This is a genomic window from Microbulbifer sp. ALW1 (assembly GCF_009903625.1).
In the GTDB taxonomy this organism is placed as follows: Bacteria; Pseudomonadota; Gammaproteobacteria; order Pseudomonadales; family Cellvibrionaceae; genus Microbulbifer.
In genome coordinates this window covers 1,152,859-1,169,908 of record NZ_CP047569.1, presented here as the reverse complement: position 1 = coordinate 1,169,908, position 17,050 = coordinate 1,152,859, and the positions used below count along the sequence as shown (strand labels likewise).

Below are 17,050 nucleotides of genomic sequence, written 5' to 3'. Positions count from 1 at the left end.
AACTGCAGCGCAAAGTCTAAGTAAAAAGCGCCGCGCTCATTCTGGAGAACTTCATGCCCAGCCGACTCACCTCCCTTTTACCCCCCTCTCTTCCCAAACTTGCCAGCTGCCTGCTCGCCGGCGCCATTGCCGCCGTGAGCCACATCTCTGCTGCCAGTGCAGAGACATCCATCGCGGTTGATCGCGAAAACCGCCCGGCACTGACGGCGGAATACGCCGCACTGCGTCGCGCGCAGATTGCCGATGTGGATTATCAGGTCGAAGTGACTCTGGGTAATCAATCTGAGACTTTTTCCGGTCGGGTAACCGCCGATACCACCCTGGCACGGGATCTGAAACAACCGCTGACCATCGACTTTGCCGGTGGCACGGTGAAGCAGGTCACCCTCGACGGCAAAGCGGTAGACTTCGATTACAACGGTAACTTTATCGCGCTGGCGCCATCGATGCTGACCAAGGGCAAGCACAGCATCGCTATCGAATACGAGCACCCATATTCCAGTGATGGCTCGGGCCTGCACCATTTCAAGGACCCGGAAGACGGTAGCGTTTACCTCTACACCCATTTCGAGCCGTACAAGGCCAACCGCTTTTTCCCCCACTTTGACCAGCCGAACCTGAAGGCACGCTATACCGTCACCGTCACTGCACCGGAAAGCTGGCAGGTGGTCACCGCAACCCGCGAGGAAAAAGTGGACGCACTGGAGAACGGCCTTAAGCGCTGGCACTTCCCCCAGTCAAAGAAATTCTCCACCTATATTTTTCCACTGCACGCGGGCCCGTTTACCGTGTGGGAAAGCGATGCCGCGGGTATTCCCCTGCGCCTGTTCGCACGCAAGAGCATGGCGGAATACGTGAAGCCGGATGACTGGTTCAAATTTACCGGTGAATCCTTCGCGTTTTACCAGAAGTATTTCGATATCCCCTACCCCTTCGAAAAATACGACCAGCTGATCGTTCCCGACTTCACCATCGGCGCCATGGAAAACGTGGCCGCGGTTACTTTTAATGAAGGCTATGTTTCCCGCGGGGATAAAACCCAGGCCCAGCGCCAGCGACTCGCCAACGTCATCGCCCACGAAATGGCTCATATGTGGTTCGGTGACCTGGTGACGATGGACTGGTGGAACGGCCTCTGGCTGAAAGAAAGTTTTGCCACCTATATGGCGAGCCTCGCCCTGTCCGAGAACAGCGAATTTGAAGACGTCTGGCAAAACTTCTACCTGGGCAGTAAACAGTGGGCCTATGGCGCGGACCAGTTGCCAACCACACACCCCATCGAAGTGAAGGTACCCAATACCGACGAGGCCTTCTCAAATTTTGACGGCATCACCTACGGCAAGGGCGGCTCAGTATTGAATCAGCTGCCCTATTACCTGGGTAAAGAGGCTTTCCGTCAGGGGGTAAGCAACTACCTGAAAGAGCACGCCTATGGCAATGCCGAGCTGAAAGACTTTATGGGCGCGCTGGGTACCGCCGCCAACAAGGACCTCACCGGCTGGACCCAGAACTGGCTGTACAAAGCGGGCCTGAACACCATCGCCGTGCGCTACCAGTGCGACAAAGACCGCATCAGCTCCCTGACCATTGAGCAGACAGCTCCGGAGCAGTACCCCACGCTGCGCTCACAGAAAGTGCAGCTGGGTATTTACCGCATGCAAGATGGCAAAATGACCCGTGCCGCCAAGGTGCCAGCTATCTATAACGGTGTAACCACTAAAGTGAAAGACGCCGTGGGCATGCCCTGCCCGCAGATTCTGATTCCGAACGATGAAGACTGGGCGTATGTAAAAACCCGTCTCGACGGCAGCACCGTGGCGGCGGTCAATCAGCATATCAATGATATAGAGAGCCCCTTTACCCGCCTGATGCTGTGGCAGAGCCTCTACGACTCGGTGACCGATGCACAGTTGCCATTGACCGACTGGATCGAATTCGCACTGAAAAACGCCGGCCATGAAACGGACATCAATGTGATTCGGCTGATCAGCAACCACCTGCAGAGTGCACACAATTATCTCTACCGGCTGGACCTGCCGAATGCCCAGCGCAAGCAGAAGCTGCAGGCCATCAGCGATTTCGCCTGGCAACAGCTGAATGCAGCACCGGCGGGCAGTGATACCCAGAAGACCTGGTTCTACGCTTTTGCCGACCTCGCTCAGGGTGAAACGGCACTAGATAGCGCCGCACAACTGCTGGATGAAAAGCTTGAAATCGAGGGCCTGGAAATTGGCAAAGACCGCAGCTGGCCACTGATCGCCCTGCTCAACCGCAACCTTTACGGGGACTATGAAAAGCGCGTTGTCGACCAGCTGAAAAAGGACAGCAGTGATCGCGCCAACAACGCAGCCATTGCCGCTCGCGCCGGCCGTCCAACCGAGGCCGCCAAGAAAGAATGGCTGGACAATATTCTGAACAAGCGGGATGACTACAAGCTGAGCCAGATCAAGGCGGCCGCCGGCAACCTGTTCCCGGCGGAGCAGCTGCCACTTTACCGCCAGCTCAGCGCACAATTGTTCGCCGCCGCCCCTACTGTCAGCGCCACCGGCGATACGCTCTACAACAAGGCCTATGCCCTGTTGTTTCCCATCGCCTGTAGCAAAGCTGAAATTGACGCTTACCAGCAAGTACTGGCCAAGAACCCGGACCTGATACCCGCCCTTGGCCGGGTACTGAAGGATCGACAACAGCAGAGCGTCTGGTGTCAGGATATGAACGTCCGACAAAAGTCAGTTAATAACTGACGTTTCGCCAAGAAAGCAGAAACTTCGTTTAGAGAAAATAACCCGGTGAAGTAACTGCCCCGAGAATACTCAGGGCAGTTACTTCACGCCGACGGCGACCCAGGGACCGAATCAGGTGCTGAGATGTTGATGAGGCCGCACCGTGATTGCTGCTGGCGTTTGAATTAAGCGATTGACAAGCAATGACCGGCACGGAAATCACCTTCCCGTGCTTCTTTATAAAATATAAATTCGTGTCAGAGCAAATTTGGCATAAAAAATTCCCAACCAATCCTACCACCCAAAAATCTTCATACCATCAACGCATCCACTGCGCCCGCCTTGGCAGAAATAATCGCCAAAATTGCATTTCGTCGGACTTATTGCGCAGCTTATCGAGATATTGCATCTGAATTGCACGCCTCACCCATCCTATAGCCACATACAAGGACATGGCTGGCAGGAGCATAACGGTGGCGATATTGATGCGGGAAAAGATCTCAACGGGAAGTGTAAAAATAGTCGGCGCCTTCTTCATTGCAGCAATGCAATGGGGATGCGCCAGTACCGAGGGTCTGGGCGACTCAGATAATTTAGCGGCGCAACCAGCTTTCGATCAGTTCCTCGTGGCGGAAAATAGTCCAGGGGGAATCGATGCAATCCAGCTCCCGATGGAGGCAGCCGGTGCCAAAGGCGATCAGCTGCTATGGGTCAGTCCGGCCATGCGAGAATTTGTCGCAGGTATCTCGCCAAACTCTTCCCCCAACGCGCGATTTAGAGCGATCTTGCGCACGCTGAAGCGGGAAAACTTCTACATGGAACATGATCTCTCCCATACCACTTCCGCGGCCGAAGTCTTCCAATCGCGTCGGGGAAACTGCATCTCCTTTTCTGCGATGATTGTTGCGCTGGCGAGAGAAGTCGGGGTTGAGGCGCACTTCAATTTTGTTGAAGCACCGGCAGCACGGCGGGTGACCGACAGTCGGGGAAATCCACTGGTCCAGAATATTTTGCATATAAATGCCGAGGTATCTTTCGATTGGACAACCCGCATTATCGAGTCAAACTTTGAACCCAAGGGTCCCTACAAACATATTCCGATTACCGACAATCAGGTTGTGCTGTTTTACCTGAACAACCTCGCCATCGAAGCGGCACATGAGAATAATCTCGACCAGGCATTTGCCCACATCGACGAAGCAATGGCATTGAACGTAAACTCCTCTCTACTGTGGACAACCAGGGGATATCTACAGCGCAGAGCAGGACAGCTAACCCTTGCCGAACTCAGTTATAGCCGCGCCATCGAGCTCGATAAAAATAACGTATCGGCGTGGCATAACCGTCGCCTGGTTTACGAGCAAATTAATCGGCGCGCCTTGTCTCGAACGGAAGATGCACTGAAAGATGAAAAACAGGGCTCCTGAACCTGCTTATGGCTCCGGACGTTAAGCTGGCAGTAGCTTACCAGTGTGCCGCTACTGCCATGGCGATCGTCAGACTGTGTGCCTTTTCCAGATTGATATCGTCAAATCCAAGCTGCAGCTTCCAGATGTTTTGCTCATCACTCAACGCCAGCAGCCACTGTTTATCACTACCTTCGTAGCCCAGATAGGGATTCCCGGGGAGATTATCCCAGCGCATGCCCGGTCGGTACTTCACATCATCGGCAAAATACTCCAGGTCCAGAGACCACTGGAAATTCTGTTGCCGCTGGGTGTAGCGTCCAAGGGCATAGATGGGCATGGTCATGTCGTGGTCTTGCAGTTCCCGCCAGCCGGAAAAAACCGGGGCCAGCTGCACTTCGTCTTCAACGTCTCGATTGGCGGTATCAAACTTTCCGTGGGTATAGGGAGCCTGCTTCCAGCGAATCCGGTTGTAGGCATCCTGTACCTGTAGTGAGATCACACGATTGTTATCCCGGTAACCCGCGGTGATATCCACGGCGATTCCTTCGCCCTCCGGCATTTCAAATTCATGCTTGAGCAGCAGGTCATCGGTGTAGCGATAATCGAGGTTGGCATTGCCACTGAAAAGCTGCTCGCCCGCGGTCAACAGGCCGTCAATAGTGCCATCCTGAAATTCTCGCGCTTTCAGCAAGCTGATGTCCGCCTGCAGGAAGAGCCCGGAGTAAAAATACCAGCGGCGTTTGAGTTTGATGCCATCGGCTTCCAGCTGCAGCGCATTGAGGTAAACCGGTACCGCACCCTCGCCGGGGGGTAAGCCCTGTTCATCCCGGTAGTAAAGATCCGCGGTCGCGCGGTTGTACTGCAGTTGGTAATCGTATCGCACGGTGTAGGAGACACCCCAATCTCCCAACCAGGCTCCGGTATCCAGGCGATTTCGGGTCCAGGTGTTTTCACCATTACCCGGTGCGTTTTTCCACTTGCCGGTAAATTCCTTGATGGGCAGCGCTTCACTGACGGTGCGGCTGTAAAAATCCAGTGTGACTTCGGGGACTGGTACTGCGGCTGACTGTGAAGACAGATTCATCAACCCCAGGAACAGAAAAGGCCGCCAGGGGCGACCTTTTCCGTTTTCGTAAGTGTCACACTGCTCAGAGCAGGGTTTCGATTGCATTGTCGATCCAGGTGATCAGGTAAATATTATTCTCTTCGCTCAAGGTACCGTAAACGGTGCCGTCTTTGCTGATGGTACCGGCAACGGTGTCGTCTTCAAACAGTTCCAGCGTGAATTCCGTACCACTACCGTCACTCAGCACCATAGTGTTGGTTTCTTCGCCGACATAGTCGATGGCGATCCGCAACAGATCACTGCCCCAGGTAAGCGTCAGGGAAGCATCCCCCAGCTCAAAACCGGTGCGTTTGAGGATCAGCTCCACATCCATGTCGGGTAAATCGGCCGAGAGTTTACCATTGGCGTTGATGCGGAAGGTTGCTTTCACATAGCGACCGTCTTCATTGACGTCGAGATCGGACTCCGTCAGGCTGGCCACCACTTCACCGCTGACCTCATCGAAGATGGAGTCTGTGATGTAGTCCGGCCACCAGTCGCCCGGGCCTACGCCATAAACACCTTCACCCGCCAAGTGAACTTCCAGGCCATCCAACAGCTCGGTGTGATCATTGGTAAAGGCAACCCGGATATCCTGAGCGATATTGGTGAACTCCGGGGTTACGCCATGGAAACACTTGCCGAGCTCATCCTCCCACCAGCCATTGATTTCACCGGATTCACACGCCTCTTGGGTGACATTCATTACTTCCTGGTTGAGCCCCCAGAACCAGTACTGGTCAAGCTGCGGGCAAGCTGAATTGCCAACTTGTTCCACACATTCAACGCCAATGTAGTGGTCGTAATTTAGTTCGTCCGCAGATGGAGCGTAGGAGTAGCGAACCACCGCGTAGTTGCTGTCATCACCATGGGTGATAGTGAGCGTATTGTCGGTTGGTTCGTAGACATAGCTGGTCAGATCTTCGCGCTCTGTGCCCTCGGCCAAGTACCAATAGTCGGCAACGTTGTCGACGGTCAGGATTACTGACGCTTCCAGCGAGGTTTCCGCAACCTTGTCGGTGAAGGCGCCGCGCAATGCCAGCTTTTCAGGCAACAGCGAAAGAGTTTGATTATCGGGACTGTTTTCTTCCAGCGCGCTGGATTTACGCAGGGCGAACTCGACGGTGCCGCTGAAGCCGTGTGCCGCGTTTTCCAAGCTGCCGTCAACAACCACACTGATGCTGTCGATCTTCGGCTCACTTTCACTTCCTTCACCAAACTGCTCGCCGAGTGTCAGGTTCACTTTGGAAGCATCGGACAGGGCAAACTTGGCATCACCCAATTCCGCACTACCTTCGATGGCCAGGCTGTTCTCGCCCGCAGTCAACGCCAGACTTCCGGGTTCTCCAGAGAGCTCCGGAATGCTAATGGTCAGGTTAACTGCGACCTGATCATCGGTGGTGGATGCACTGCCGTCGAGATCGTAGACACCGTTAGTCAGCGTCCACTGAACGCCGGATTTGGTAATAGTGCCCGCAGGGAAGTGCGCAACCGCATCCTCGCGGTCGGCATAATCGGTATCCCCCAGATACTTGTCCCACAAGTAGCCCGCTGCTTCTGGCAGGGTCGCTGCCGGAGATTCCAGCGTTGGCTCAACACCGAACTCCACCGCCGAAATCTGGTTGACGAAAACATCACTGACCTCACTGAACGCGGTCATTACGCTCTGCATGTCTTCGTTCAGCAGGTTTTCTGCCGATTGTAGTTTGGCAACGATATTGTCCGGGTTATAGGTATCCGCTTCGCCATCCAGCTCCGCGTCGATCGCTTCAATGGCCTCAATCGATACTTTGCGCGCGGTCGCTACCAGAGCTTTCGCGGCGTCCAGGTTACTGGCCAGCTCCGCGTCCACTTCAACCGCCGGGTTACAGGTGTCGCGACCATCACAGTTTTCCGCAATCGCTGCACCGGCATCGACTTCCGCGGCGGCTGCCGCGTCCTCAACACCACCCAGCGCTTCGTTGCCCGCGCTGGTTGCTGCGGCCACACCTTCAATAGCTGCGCTCACTGCATTCAGCGCTGCGGCATCGACGGTATTGGATTCAAATCCCGCGCTCAGGCTGTCGATCTGCGCACTTACGTCACCGCCCTCGGCCGAGGCTTCTACCGCGGCGTTAACCAGGGCAAAGCGCAGCGCCTGCTCGTCGGCCTCGGTTGCGCTGGTCAAATCGACCGGCACTATGGTGATCGGGTCGGCATCGAGTCCCAGGGAATCCTTGACAAAGGTGTTGGCCGCGCTGATGGAAGCCGGGGTCAGTACTGTACCGGCCTTTTCTGCCACCAGGGTGGTCAGGGCGGTGATACTGGCGCTGATTTCGGTTGCGGTTTCGTCCACCACCGTAACTGCGCTCAATTCGTAATCCAGTGCATATTTTTCACCGAACTCGATAACGCCGTCTTCGTCGCTATCCTGGTCGCCTTCCCCGGCGGCACGACACTCGGCCACATCACAGGTCACCATGGCGCCGCCATCCTGTGGCTGCTTCAGAACCAGTTTGATCGGGCCGCTAAAGCTCGCATCGTTCAACTCGATGACGTAGCTGCCGTCCGCTCCGGTGATCGCGGAACCCAGCAGGACCTCTGCTGCGCTATAAGCTTCAACGGTTGCACCGGCAATGATGCCCTTGGCCGCGGTACCGCCAACACTGATTGGGCTGCCATTACCACCGCTGCTGGAACTGCTACTGCTGCCACCACTACTGGAGCTACTGGAGCTACTGCTGCCGCCACCACTGGAGCTACTGGAGCTGGAGCTGGAACCTCCACCTCCGTTACCTGAGCCGCTGCCACCACCACAGGCCGTGAGCGCGGTGACCGCAAGGGCCAGTGCAAGCTTTCTGTACATTCCGATTTCCCCCGTTCCTTCGATAAGAACTTGATTTCAGTATTCAACACGCCCGGGCCCATACCCCCGGCGAATAAGTCCCTGAGAGGGCGCCAGCCGCTGCAACACAATTGGCAAAAACTCTGTGACGCACCTCTCAGGATTAGGCACTGAAAATGATGACGGGGCTAACCCAGCGCCACAATGGCCCTTTTTGGTTATTTTTCCGGGCCGGAACGGACAAAAAACAATCACTCTTTGCCTTTATCGGCACACTGCCGAAATTTTGACCCGCAGTAGCTTGCGCATGAATATCCGTAACCTTTTCTTCAGGCCGCCAGCGTCGTTTCGGCAATCGGCTTCCACTACCTCCCGCTAGGGGATTTCTCCGGCCTGTGGCATGATCCCGCGCCCTGAATTCTCAAACGGCGCCAGTAAGGGCCAGTTCTATCAAGGAGGACATCGATGAGTAGAAAACTGATTTCCAGCGGATCCGAGTTCGAAAGCAAAATTGGCTATTCCCGCGCGGTCGTGGACGGCGATTATGTATTTGTTTCCGGCACTACCGGATTCAACTACGCCACCAACAGCATCAGTGATGATGTGGCCGAGCAGACGGACCAGTGCTTTGCGAATATTGAGAGCGCGCTGAAAGAGGCCGGCTCGGCGATCGCCGAAATTGTGCGGGTAACCTACATACTGCCGAACCGGGATGACTTCCAACCCTGCTGGCCGGTACTGCAAAAATGGCTGGGTGAGGTGCGCCCGGCGGCCACGGTATTCGAGGCCCGCCTGCTGGACGACGCGATGAAAATCGAGATCCAGGTCACCGCGCGCCTGAGCCGCTGATCCGGGGCTCCAGGGACGCAGAAAGCCAGACCGTTCAGACGGACGAGCGCCCCGAAACTGGCGTGAAATTGCTTGACGCCGGAGCTCCAACCCCGGTAAAAACGCGCACCTCAACTTATGCGTGTTTTTACCGGTGGCATGGGTCTCTTTTGACGTTTTCAGAACCCTCGGTTTCGCAGATACCCTGCAACTGAAACCCGAAGCAGTCTTCAAATACAAAGCGCAAATTGCCGAAGCGGAATGGGTGCTATTCCCGGAATACTGGCAATTGAACGCCCTCACCTGCGGCCTCAAGGCCCGTGTCTTTCCCAGCGAGTCCAGTTATCGGCTGGGGCACAACAAGATCGAAATGACCCGCGCGTTTGAACTTGTTGCGCCGGGTAATACCCCATCCACCCGGATAGTCGCCAACACCCCGGAAAATGCCCAACACCTGTGGGAAACCATGGACCACCCGTTTGTGGCCAAGTTACCCAAGGCCGCCCGCGGCTGTGGTGTCTGGCTAATCGAAGGGCGGGAAGACTGGCATGCCTACCTGGAAAAAACCGATGTGCTCTATGTACAGGAATGGCTGCCCATCGACCGCGATATCCGAATCGTGATCGTCGGCGACCAGGTAGTGACCGCCTACTGGCGACTGCAGGCCGCCCAGGGGTTTTACAACAATGTTTCCAAGGGCGGCTTTGTGGATCGCAGCCCGGTACCTCAGGCGGCGATTGACTTGGCGCTGCACCTGGCGCGCACCCTGGAGATCAATCACGCCGGCTGGGACATTGCCATGGTGGGTGGACATCCCTACGTAATCGAATTCAACCGCCTGTTTGGCAACCAGGGAATCGAGGGCGGCGATGCCCGGCTGCGCGAAACGATCCTCCAATATCTGCATCAGAGCTCGGTGCCCACGGGCCCCAATTATCCGACCCGCCCGGCGACGCCCCGCCGCCGCTTGAAGCGCGTGGCCTAACCTCGCTGCCGGATAATTCTTCCGGGCACAAAAAAGGGGCGAATGATTCGCCCCTTTTGATTGTTTATCCGCAATTACCCGTAATTATCCAATAGCGCATCGGCGACCGTCGATCACTCCTCCCGTAGCGGTTTGTGCAGCCGGACGGCCGTGCTCTGTTTTTTGCGCAGGCGGATATTGAGCATTTCCACCGCCACCGAGAACGCCATGGCGAAATAGATATAGCCTTTGGGCACGTGCACATCAAAGCCCTCGATAATGAGGGTCACCCCCACCAGAATCAGGAAAGACAGTGCCAGCATTTTGATGGTGGGATGGCGATCGACGAAGTCGCCAATGGGCTTGGCGGCAACCAGCATTACCGCAACCGCAAGAACAATGGCGATGGCCATGATGGAAATATGATCCACCAGCCCCACCGCGGTGATCACCGAGTCCAGGGAGAAGACGATATCCAGCACCGCGATCTGCACCAGAACCATGCCGTATGTGGCGGTGGCCGCGCTGCTGTGTTCGCCCTCGGCACCTTCCAGGCTGTTGTGAATTTCATGGGTTGCCTTGGCCAACAGGAACAGGCCACCACCAATCAGAATGACATCGCGCCCGGAAATTTCTTCCCCGAACAGAGTGAACCAGGGCTCGGTCAATCCCATGATCCAGGCAATGGAAAATAGCAGTCCCAGGCGCGTGATCATGGCCAGGGCCAGGCCAATAAAGCGCGCGGACTCACGCTGCTTTTCCGGCAGGCGACCGACAAGGATGGAGATAAAGATGATGTTGTCGATGCCGAGGACGATTTCCAGGGCGGCTAGGGTGGCCAGCGCAATCCAGGCCTCGGGACTCGCGATCCATTCGAACATGCACAAATTCCTGTGACGTTATTGTAAAAACAAGTGCGGCGCTGACAGGCAGCGCCGGAACTCGAAAATTCACAGGGGAGTTTATGCGGTTTCCTGCAACCAGGCCAAGGCCGGTGCTTTATCTTCAAAGAAGCGGGCTTCGCCGCCGATAAACCAGGTACCGATTTTGGCGGCAACCTCTTGCCAGGATTTATTGCCGACCATGGCAATCTTGTTAAACTGGCGCCCGTGTTTTACCCCCAGCTTGAGGTCATCCCAAGCTGCGCGAATCTCCCACCCCTGAAGTTCGCGCATGTCCATCATCACATCGATTTTCGGGTGTTCCATCCCGGCGATGGCGGACTCCAGCATGGGCACCAGGGTTTCGTAATCCTGATGCTCCAGCTTACCCCGGGCATGCAGGGCAAGCAGCACCCGCTCGCTGCCGGTGCGCTCGATACTGACAGAAAAGCCGTGATGAAATTCACCCATCAGGTTAGCTCCTCAGGCCGTCGGGCCCCGGTTCAGAATTCTCCTGACTTACAGGTATAGGGTGGCCAGCCGCCAGCAGCCAACCAGTCAGTGAGAGAGAATGTCAACAATCTCATGGGTGGCGTGAACCAGGCGCACCAGCTCTCCTTCGATACGCACGGTCACCAGACCATGGCGATCGACCGGTTGTACGATCACCGCATGGCGATAGATGGCATCTTCCAGAACGTAGCCACGCTGCAGTTTCTTTTTCCAGCCCGGAGGCAGCTCGCCACCGCGCTCGACCTTTTTCTGCAGGCCCGGAGGCAGGTCGCCGGACTTGTCCTTGGCCATGGCTACACCGGCACTGCCGGCCAGGGCAACGGCCAGTACTGAGCAAATCAAATAACGCATCGTGAAAATCCCCTTTGTGGTTGAGCTAGGCTCTCGATGCCCGCACTTTAGCAACGCCAAGCTGACGCTTCCCTGAATGACGTCACACCCTGTTCACGCCCCGCCCCCAGGAACAGCTAGCCGGCCCCTTTACCGAAACCCATAAAAAAGGGCCGCAACAGCGGCCCAAAGGAGTCAAATTCAGATCTTGGATGGGGATCAGCTGATATCGATCCAGGTGGATTTCAGCTCGCAGTACTTGTCCAGTGCGTGCAGGGACTTGTCGCGGCCGTTGCCGGACTGCTTGAAGCCGCCAAACGGTACCGTGATATCGCCACCAAAGTAGTTGTTGACCCATACCGACCCGGCGCGGATGTCCCGTGCCATACGGTGGGCTCGGCCGATGTCTTTGGTCCAGACACCGGAGGCGAGGCCGTAGATGGAGTCATTGGCAATCTGCAGCGCTTCCTCTTCGGTTTCGAATTCGATCACCGACAGCACCGGGCCGAAGATTTCTTCGCGGGCAATTTTCATATCGCCGTTTACGCCCTTGAAGATGGTGGGCTCGTAATAGTGACCGCCTTCAACCGCCGCCACCGGCTTGCCGCCGCACACCAGCTGTGCGCCCTGCTCCAGGCCCTTGGCCACGTAAAATTCGACCGTATCGAACTGGCTCTGGTCGATCAGTGCACCCATCACCGTGTTGGGGTCCTGCGGGTGTCCGGGCTTGAAGCGCTCGGAGGCCTTCTTCACCTTTTCGATAAAGGTATCGGCGATGCCCTTTTCCACCAGCAGGCGAGTACCCGCGGTGCAGGTCTCACCCTGGTTGTAGAACACCGCCAGGGCCGCCGCTTCCGCCGCCTTGTCCAGGTCCGCATCGGCAAACACAATGTTCGGACTCTTGCCACCCAACTCGAGGAAGGTGCGCTTGAGGTTGGACTGGCCCGAGTATTCGGTGAGGGTTTTACCCACCTCGGTAGAACCGGTAAAGGTCAGGCCGTCGATATCCATGTGCAGACCCAGAGCCTTGCCCAGGCTGCTGCCCGGTCCCGGCAGTACGTTCAGCACGCCGTCCGGCAGTCCGGCCTCTTTTGCCAGGCCCGCCAGCTTAATGGCGGTCAGCGGCGTGTTGGAGGCCGGTTTCAAAATCACGCTGTTACCGGTGGCGAGCGCCGGGCCCAGTTTCCATGCGGTGGTAGACAGCGGAAAGTTCCAGGGCACGATCGCGGCCACCACACCCAGGGGCATGCGGGTAATCAGGCCAATCTCAGTCGGACCGGTGGGGGCGATCTCGTCGTAGATCTTGTCGATCGCTTCCGCGTTCCAGCGGATGGTGGTCACCGCGCTGGGCACATCCACATTCATGGTGTCACTGATGGGCTTGCCGGCGTCGAGACTTTCCAGCAGGGCAATTTCATCGCGGTTTTCTTCGATCAGCTCGGCAAAGCGCACCAGGATCTTCTTGCGATCCATGGGTGGCATATGGGACCAGACACCGGATTCGAACGTATCCCGGGCCACCTTGACCGCACGCTCGGCATCTTCCGGGCCGCAGCTGGCGACCTGCACCAGCTCGCGGCCATCCGCCGGGCTGGTATTGGCGCGGGTGCTGCCGGAAAGCGCATCCACATACTCGCCGTTGATAAAGGCACGCCCCTCGATGGTGAGGGCATCGGCCATGGCCAGCCACTCTTCGAGGGTTTGCGGGGTCGGCTTCTTGCTTGACCGGTTCTCTGTCATGACGCACCTCAATAGTTCGCTACAAGTTTGATAGCAATGGGTTAAAACTGAAGGATTGTTCAGTTTATACCTAAAATGTGATCACAAATCAAAGGGCGAGTATAAACCGCAAACCTAGAAGGCTTCAAAGGTGCCGGTTTCCAGGTTCTTGCGCGCACCGGGAATACTGAATACCCGGTTGTGGAAAGCAATGTAGAAACCGGGCTGCATCAGGCGGGCAGTTAACAGGGCTTCGGTGACATTCTGACGGGCGTCGGAATCGATGAAGCCCATGGGTTTCATGGCCCCGGTGAACACCACCGGCACTTTGGGTGTTCCCATCTGCTTGTAGCAGTAGTCGGCGGTGACGGACATGGTGTCGGTACCGTGGAGAATGACGATTGGGTCGCCGTGCTCCGAGGTGCTGGCGATGGCATTGCAGATCTGCATGCGATCGTTGTCATCCATCTCCAGCGAGTCCTTGTTGAGCACGCTCTCCAGCTCGAGATGGGTATAGGGCAGGCGCAGACTGGCAATCAGACCGTCGCGGATGATAGAGGCGCGATTTTTGAGGGTGCCCTCGGATTCGCAATAGCTCTTTTCGATGGTGCCACCAGTGGTCAGGATGCGGATGGTGGTCTTCTGGTTGATATCTGTCATCGTTTTTCCCGCTGAATGAGTACAGTTTCGCGCATCTTAGAGGGGGATTTGGAATGGGACAATCTTAGTTTCCATTGGCGGTCGCGCCATCTCCCAATCTCACCGGGAAATTCCGCTGGGGACACAGGGAGCAGCATTTTATAATCGGCGCCCCACCAAATGGCCCGAAACCCAAAGCCTAAAACCTATAGCCTAAAACCTGTAGCCCAAAACCTATAACCCAAAACCTGAGGAATACCATGCCGGCGTTTCTGTCCCCGGAAGAGGCGGCGTTTATCGCCCTGCGCAATACGCTGCACAGCTACTATCCGCTGAGCGATGCGACCTGGGCAGCCTATCGGGCGCTGTGTAACTGGCGCGAAATCCGCAAAGGCGCAGAGCTCTACTCCGCAGGCGACATCCCCCGCTCCTTTGCCTATGTGCACCGGGGACTCTTTCGAGTCTATGTGCTGGACGACAAGGGTGCCGAGTACAACAAGAACTTTTTCCCCGAGGGGCGCTTCCCCGGTTCCATGACAGCCCTGCTGAAACAGCAACCATCGCTCTACACCATCGACGCGCTGGAAGATTCCGCCATTATCGAAATTGACCACGCCGGCTACCGCCGTTTATTAAACGAGCGGGAAGACCTCAAGCTCTATCACATCCACTACCTGGAGCGGCACTGGCTAATGGACAAGGAACCCCGCGAAGTCGCCCTGGTACAGGATGAGGCCAGTGTTCGCTACCAGCGCTTCCTGCAGGATTTTCCCAGCCTGGCCCAGCGCCTGCCGCAATATCACATTGCCTCCCACCTGGGGGTCACCCCGACCCAGTTGAGCCGGATCCGCAAAAACCTGCTGACTGATCAACCTATGTAAATGCCTCTCCGCCTCAGGCTCCCTAGACTGCACCGCGTTCAGGGGAGTTGTGCGCTCCCGTTACTCAAGTGACCAATCCCGGAGAGAGCGATGCAAGCGTTGACCGCGTTGCCAGATTTACCCACGTCCCCCATTTCGACCGCGCTGCCCGTGTTATCCGCTCTGCAATGGCGCTACGCCGTGCGGCGGTTTAGCGTTGAGCGCCTGCCGACAAACGATTTCGCGCGGGTTATTTAGCGTGTACGCCCTGGCAACCCTGGCCTTGATGGCCGGCGCGGCAATCGCCGTTCAGGCCAGTATCAACGCACAGCTCGGGGTAATGTTGCGCAGCTCACTGCTGGGTACCGCCATCGCGTTTGCCGTCAGCTGCCTGGTATCGGTAGTGGCGATCGCGGTGTCGGTGCGGCACTACCCGAGCCTGGCCACCATTCAGAGCGTGCCCTGGTACCTGTGGTTTGGCGGCCTGCTCAGTGCCTTCGGCGTCGGCCTTTTCTATTTTCTGATTCCGCGTATGGGCGTTGGCAGCATGATGTCATTTGCCCTCACCGGGCAGATTCTGGTCGCGGTAATCTCCAGCCACTTTGGCTGGTTCGACCTGCCCACCAAACCGATTTCCGCCCTTCGCGGAATGGGGGTCATGGCGCTGATGTCGGGCATCGTTTTGATTAATTGGGAATGAATAACGGAAGTAATCATGGAGAAGGTTAAGGTAACGGGCAGCAGCGACAGAAACCCTGCCACACCCTCGCTGCGAGAGAATCAGTTGGACCAGGCCAACATCGAAAACCTGACCACTTTGTGGCGCGTTATGGGAGCGCAGCGCGTTTACGGAGAGCCGTCAGAGCAATTCTACGCCTGCAACCGCTGGCCCAACCGGCACTGGTTTGCAGCGGGTTCAGTGCCGCTGGCAGAGACTCTGGCACATATCCTCAACAGCCTGCCGCCGTCGGCGACAGTGCCGGTATGGGGTGACGCTGCTGGACTAAGTGGGGCGCTGAGTGAGGTGCAGAATGAGGCGCTGCACAATGCCGGTTTCAAAATTGGCAGTGAACAGCGGGCCATGCATATGGAACTGGCACAGTGGCAACCAGCCCTCACCAACAGCGCCCTGAATTTAACTCAGGTGCGGTCGGCGGCAGAACTGGAACACTGGGTACGGATATGCAGCGATGCCTTTGGCTACGAGATTGATACCGGGGTGATGGCCAATGCGGCGGCCAACCCAGAGACCGGCTTGTGGCTGGCAGAGCAGGAAGGTGTTGCCGTAGCCACCGCCCTGCTGTTCCGCACCGGCGACGTCATCGGCATCCACCAAGTAGCTGTGCCAGACGCCTATCGCGGCCGCGGTATTGCCCGCGCGCTGATGCAGCAGCTGTTAAACCACTGCCAGCAAACCGGTGCCCGCTACGCCACCTTGCAGGCATCGACCATGGGCGAGGGGTTGTACCGGCAACTCGGATTCAAGCCCCGGTTTTTGATTACCAACTACCGGCGGAACTAGAAATTCACGCCTGGGCTGCGGATTAAGCCACCGAGGTTTCCACCCGCAGCCAGTCCTCCTCCAGCCCCATGGCAACGCGGTCACCGACCTGTAATTCGCCGACACCAGCGGGGGTGCCGGTCAGCACCACATCACCCGGCAGCAGGGTAAAGTAACTGCTGATATAGGCCACCAGATCCAGTATTGGCGTCAGCATATGATTGGATTTGCCCCGCTGGCGCACCTGGTCGTTCAGCCACAGGGTGTAGGTCAGGTTATCCCAGTCCGGTAGCCAGTCGAGTTTCACGAAAGGCGATAAGGGGCAGGCGCCATCAAACCCCTTGGCCTTCTCCCAGGGGTGCCCCTGCGATTTCAGCTCAGATTGAAGGTCCCGCAGCGTCAGATCCAGCGCCAGCCCCAACCCGGCAATCGCCGGCGGCACGTCAACCGCGTTTACCTCAGTCAGGCGCTCGCCGATCAGCAGTGCCAGCTCGCCCTCAAAATGGCAGCTGCCGCGCCCCCGGGGCAAGTGGATTGGCCCAGCCATCGACACCGCCGCGGACGCCGGCTTGATGAACAACAGCGGCTCCTCGGGAACCGGGTTATCGAGCTCCGCCGCATGGGCAGCGTAGTTCCTGCCCACGCACACGATTTTGCCCAGTGGCAGATCCACCGGGGACTTGCAGGTAAATTGATGCTGGTACATAACCAAACCTACAGATGACTATGGTGATCCAGGCGCTGGACCTGTTCT

The 17,050-nt window shown here is 57.0% G+C and carries 15 protein-coding genes; 7 read left to right on the top strand and 8 right to left on the bottom strand.

The genetic code is table 11. From position 1 onward, the window contains the following. Nucleotides 1-53 precede the first annotated feature (53 nt). A complete protein-coding gene (gene pepN / locus GRX76_RS04785; RefSeq protein WP_160152264.1) occupies nucleotides 54-2,744 on the top strand; it encodes an aminopeptidase N in 2,691 nt (896 codons plus the stop codon). A 452-nt stretch (nucleotides 2,745-3,196) separates the two neighbouring features. Beyond that, nucleotides 3,197-4,150, top strand: coding sequence for a transglutaminase domain-containing protein (locus GRX76_RS04780; protein WP_160152263.1), 954 nt, complete (start codon nucleotides 3,197-3,199; stop codon nucleotides 4,148-4,150). A 37-nt stretch (nucleotides 4,151-4,187) separates the two neighbouring features. On the opposite strand, the gene GRX76_RS04775 is transcribed toward GRX76_RS04780, so the two are convergent. Beyond that, complete coding sequence (locus GRX76_RS04775) at nucleotides 4,188-5,303, bottom strand: hypothetical protein (RefSeq protein WP_160152262.1); 1,116 nt, start codon at nucleotides 5,301-5,303, stop codon at nucleotides 4,188-4,190. After that, nucleotides 5,281-8,082 carry a hypothetical protein gene (locus GRX76_RS19145; RefSeq protein WP_201276912.1) on the bottom strand — a complete coding sequence of 934 codons (2,802 nt, stop codon included), beginning with the start codon at nucleotides 8,080-8,082 and terminating at the stop codon, nucleotides 5,281-5,283. The genes GRX76_RS04775 and GRX76_RS19145 overlap by 23 nt, the downstream gene beginning before the upstream one ends. Before the next feature lie 444 nt (nucleotides 8,083-8,526). On the opposite strand from GRX76_RS19145, the gene GRX76_RS04765 reads away from it, so the two are divergent. Further along, nucleotides 8,527-8,910 (top strand): RidA family protein, encoded by a 384-nt coding sequence (locus GRX76_RS04765; RefSeq protein ID WP_160152261.1) that lies wholly within the window; start codon nucleotides 8,527-8,529, stop codon nucleotides 8,908-8,910. A 133-nt stretch (nucleotides 8,911-9,043) separates the two neighbouring features. Then, nucleotides 9,044-9,874: a RimK family alpha-L-glutamate ligase gene (locus GRX76_RS04760; RefSeq protein ID WP_160152260.1), complete on the top strand. Its 831-nt coding sequence runs from the start codon at nucleotides 9,044-9,046 to the stop codon at nucleotides 9,872-9,874. Between the two features lie 113 nt (nucleotides 9,875-9,987). Here GRX76_RS04760 and GRX76_RS04755 read toward each other — a convergent pair whose 3' ends face one another. The 5 genes from GRX76_RS04755 to GRX76_RS04735 form a co-directional block, all read right to left on the bottom strand. After that, a complete protein-coding gene (locus GRX76_RS04755; RefSeq protein ID WP_160152259.1) occupies nucleotides 9,988-10,734 on the bottom strand; it encodes a TerC family protein in 747 nt (248 codons plus the stop codon). 81 nt (nucleotides 10,735-10,815) lie between these two features. Beyond that, on the bottom strand, nucleotides 10,816-11,205 hold the full coding sequence (locus tag GRX76_RS04750; RefSeq protein WP_160152258.1) for an STAS/SEC14 domain-containing protein: 390 nt from the start codon (nucleotides 11,203-11,205) through the stop codon (nucleotides 10,816-10,818). Between the two features lie 87 nt (nucleotides 11,206-11,292). Beyond that, entirely contained in the window at nucleotides 11,293-11,598 is a 306-nt protein-coding gene (locus GRX76_RS04745) for a hypothetical protein (protein ID WP_160152257.1), read from the bottom strand. Between the two features lie 198 nt (nucleotides 11,599-11,796). Continuing rightward, nucleotides 11,797-13,317 carry an aldehyde dehydrogenase gene (locus GRX76_RS04740; RefSeq protein WP_160152256.1) on the bottom strand — a complete coding sequence of 507 codons (1,521 nt, stop codon included), beginning with the start codon at nucleotides 13,315-13,317 and terminating at the stop codon, nucleotides 11,797-11,799. A gap of 114 nt (nucleotides 13,318-13,431) precedes the next feature. Next, entirely contained in the window at nucleotides 13,432-13,956 is a 525-nt protein-coding gene (locus GRX76_RS04735; protein WP_160152255.1) for an asparaginase, read from the bottom strand. Nucleotides 13,957-14,195: 239 nt separating this feature from the next. Between GRX76_RS04735 and GRX76_RS04730 the strand changes: the two genes are divergently transcribed. The 3 genes from GRX76_RS04730 to GRX76_RS04720 all read left to right on the top strand — a co-directional run bounded on the left by GRX76_RS04730 (nucleotide 14,196) and on the right by GRX76_RS04720 (nucleotide 16,317). Next, the gene (locus GRX76_RS04730; protein WP_160152254.1) at nucleotides 14,196-14,816 is read left to right on the top strand and encodes a Crp/Fnr family transcriptional regulator; all 621 of its coding nucleotides are present in this window, start codon (nucleotides 14,196-14,198) and stop codon (nucleotides 14,814-14,816) included. 238 nt (nucleotides 14,817-15,054) lie between these two features. Then, nucleotides 15,055-15,495, top strand: coding sequence for a DMT family transporter (locus tag GRX76_RS04725; protein WP_236250549.1), 441 nt, complete (start codon nucleotides 15,055-15,057; stop codon nucleotides 15,493-15,495). 15 nt (nucleotides 15,496-15,510) lie between these two features. Continuing rightward, nucleotides 15,511-16,317, top strand: coding sequence for a GNAT family N-acetyltransferase (locus tag GRX76_RS04720; RefSeq protein WP_160152253.1), 807 nt, complete (start codon nucleotides 15,511-15,513; stop codon nucleotides 16,315-16,317). A 22-nt stretch (nucleotides 16,318-16,339) separates the two neighbouring features. On the opposite strand, the gene GRX76_RS04715 is transcribed toward GRX76_RS04720, so the two are convergent. Beyond that, nucleotides 16,340-17,002 carry a fumarylacetoacetate hydrolase family protein gene (locus GRX76_RS04715; RefSeq protein ID WP_160152252.1) on the bottom strand — a complete coding sequence of 221 codons (663 nt, stop codon included), beginning with the start codon at nucleotides 17,000-17,002 and terminating at the stop codon, nucleotides 16,340-16,342. Nucleotides 17,003-17,050 lie beyond the last annotated feature (48 nt).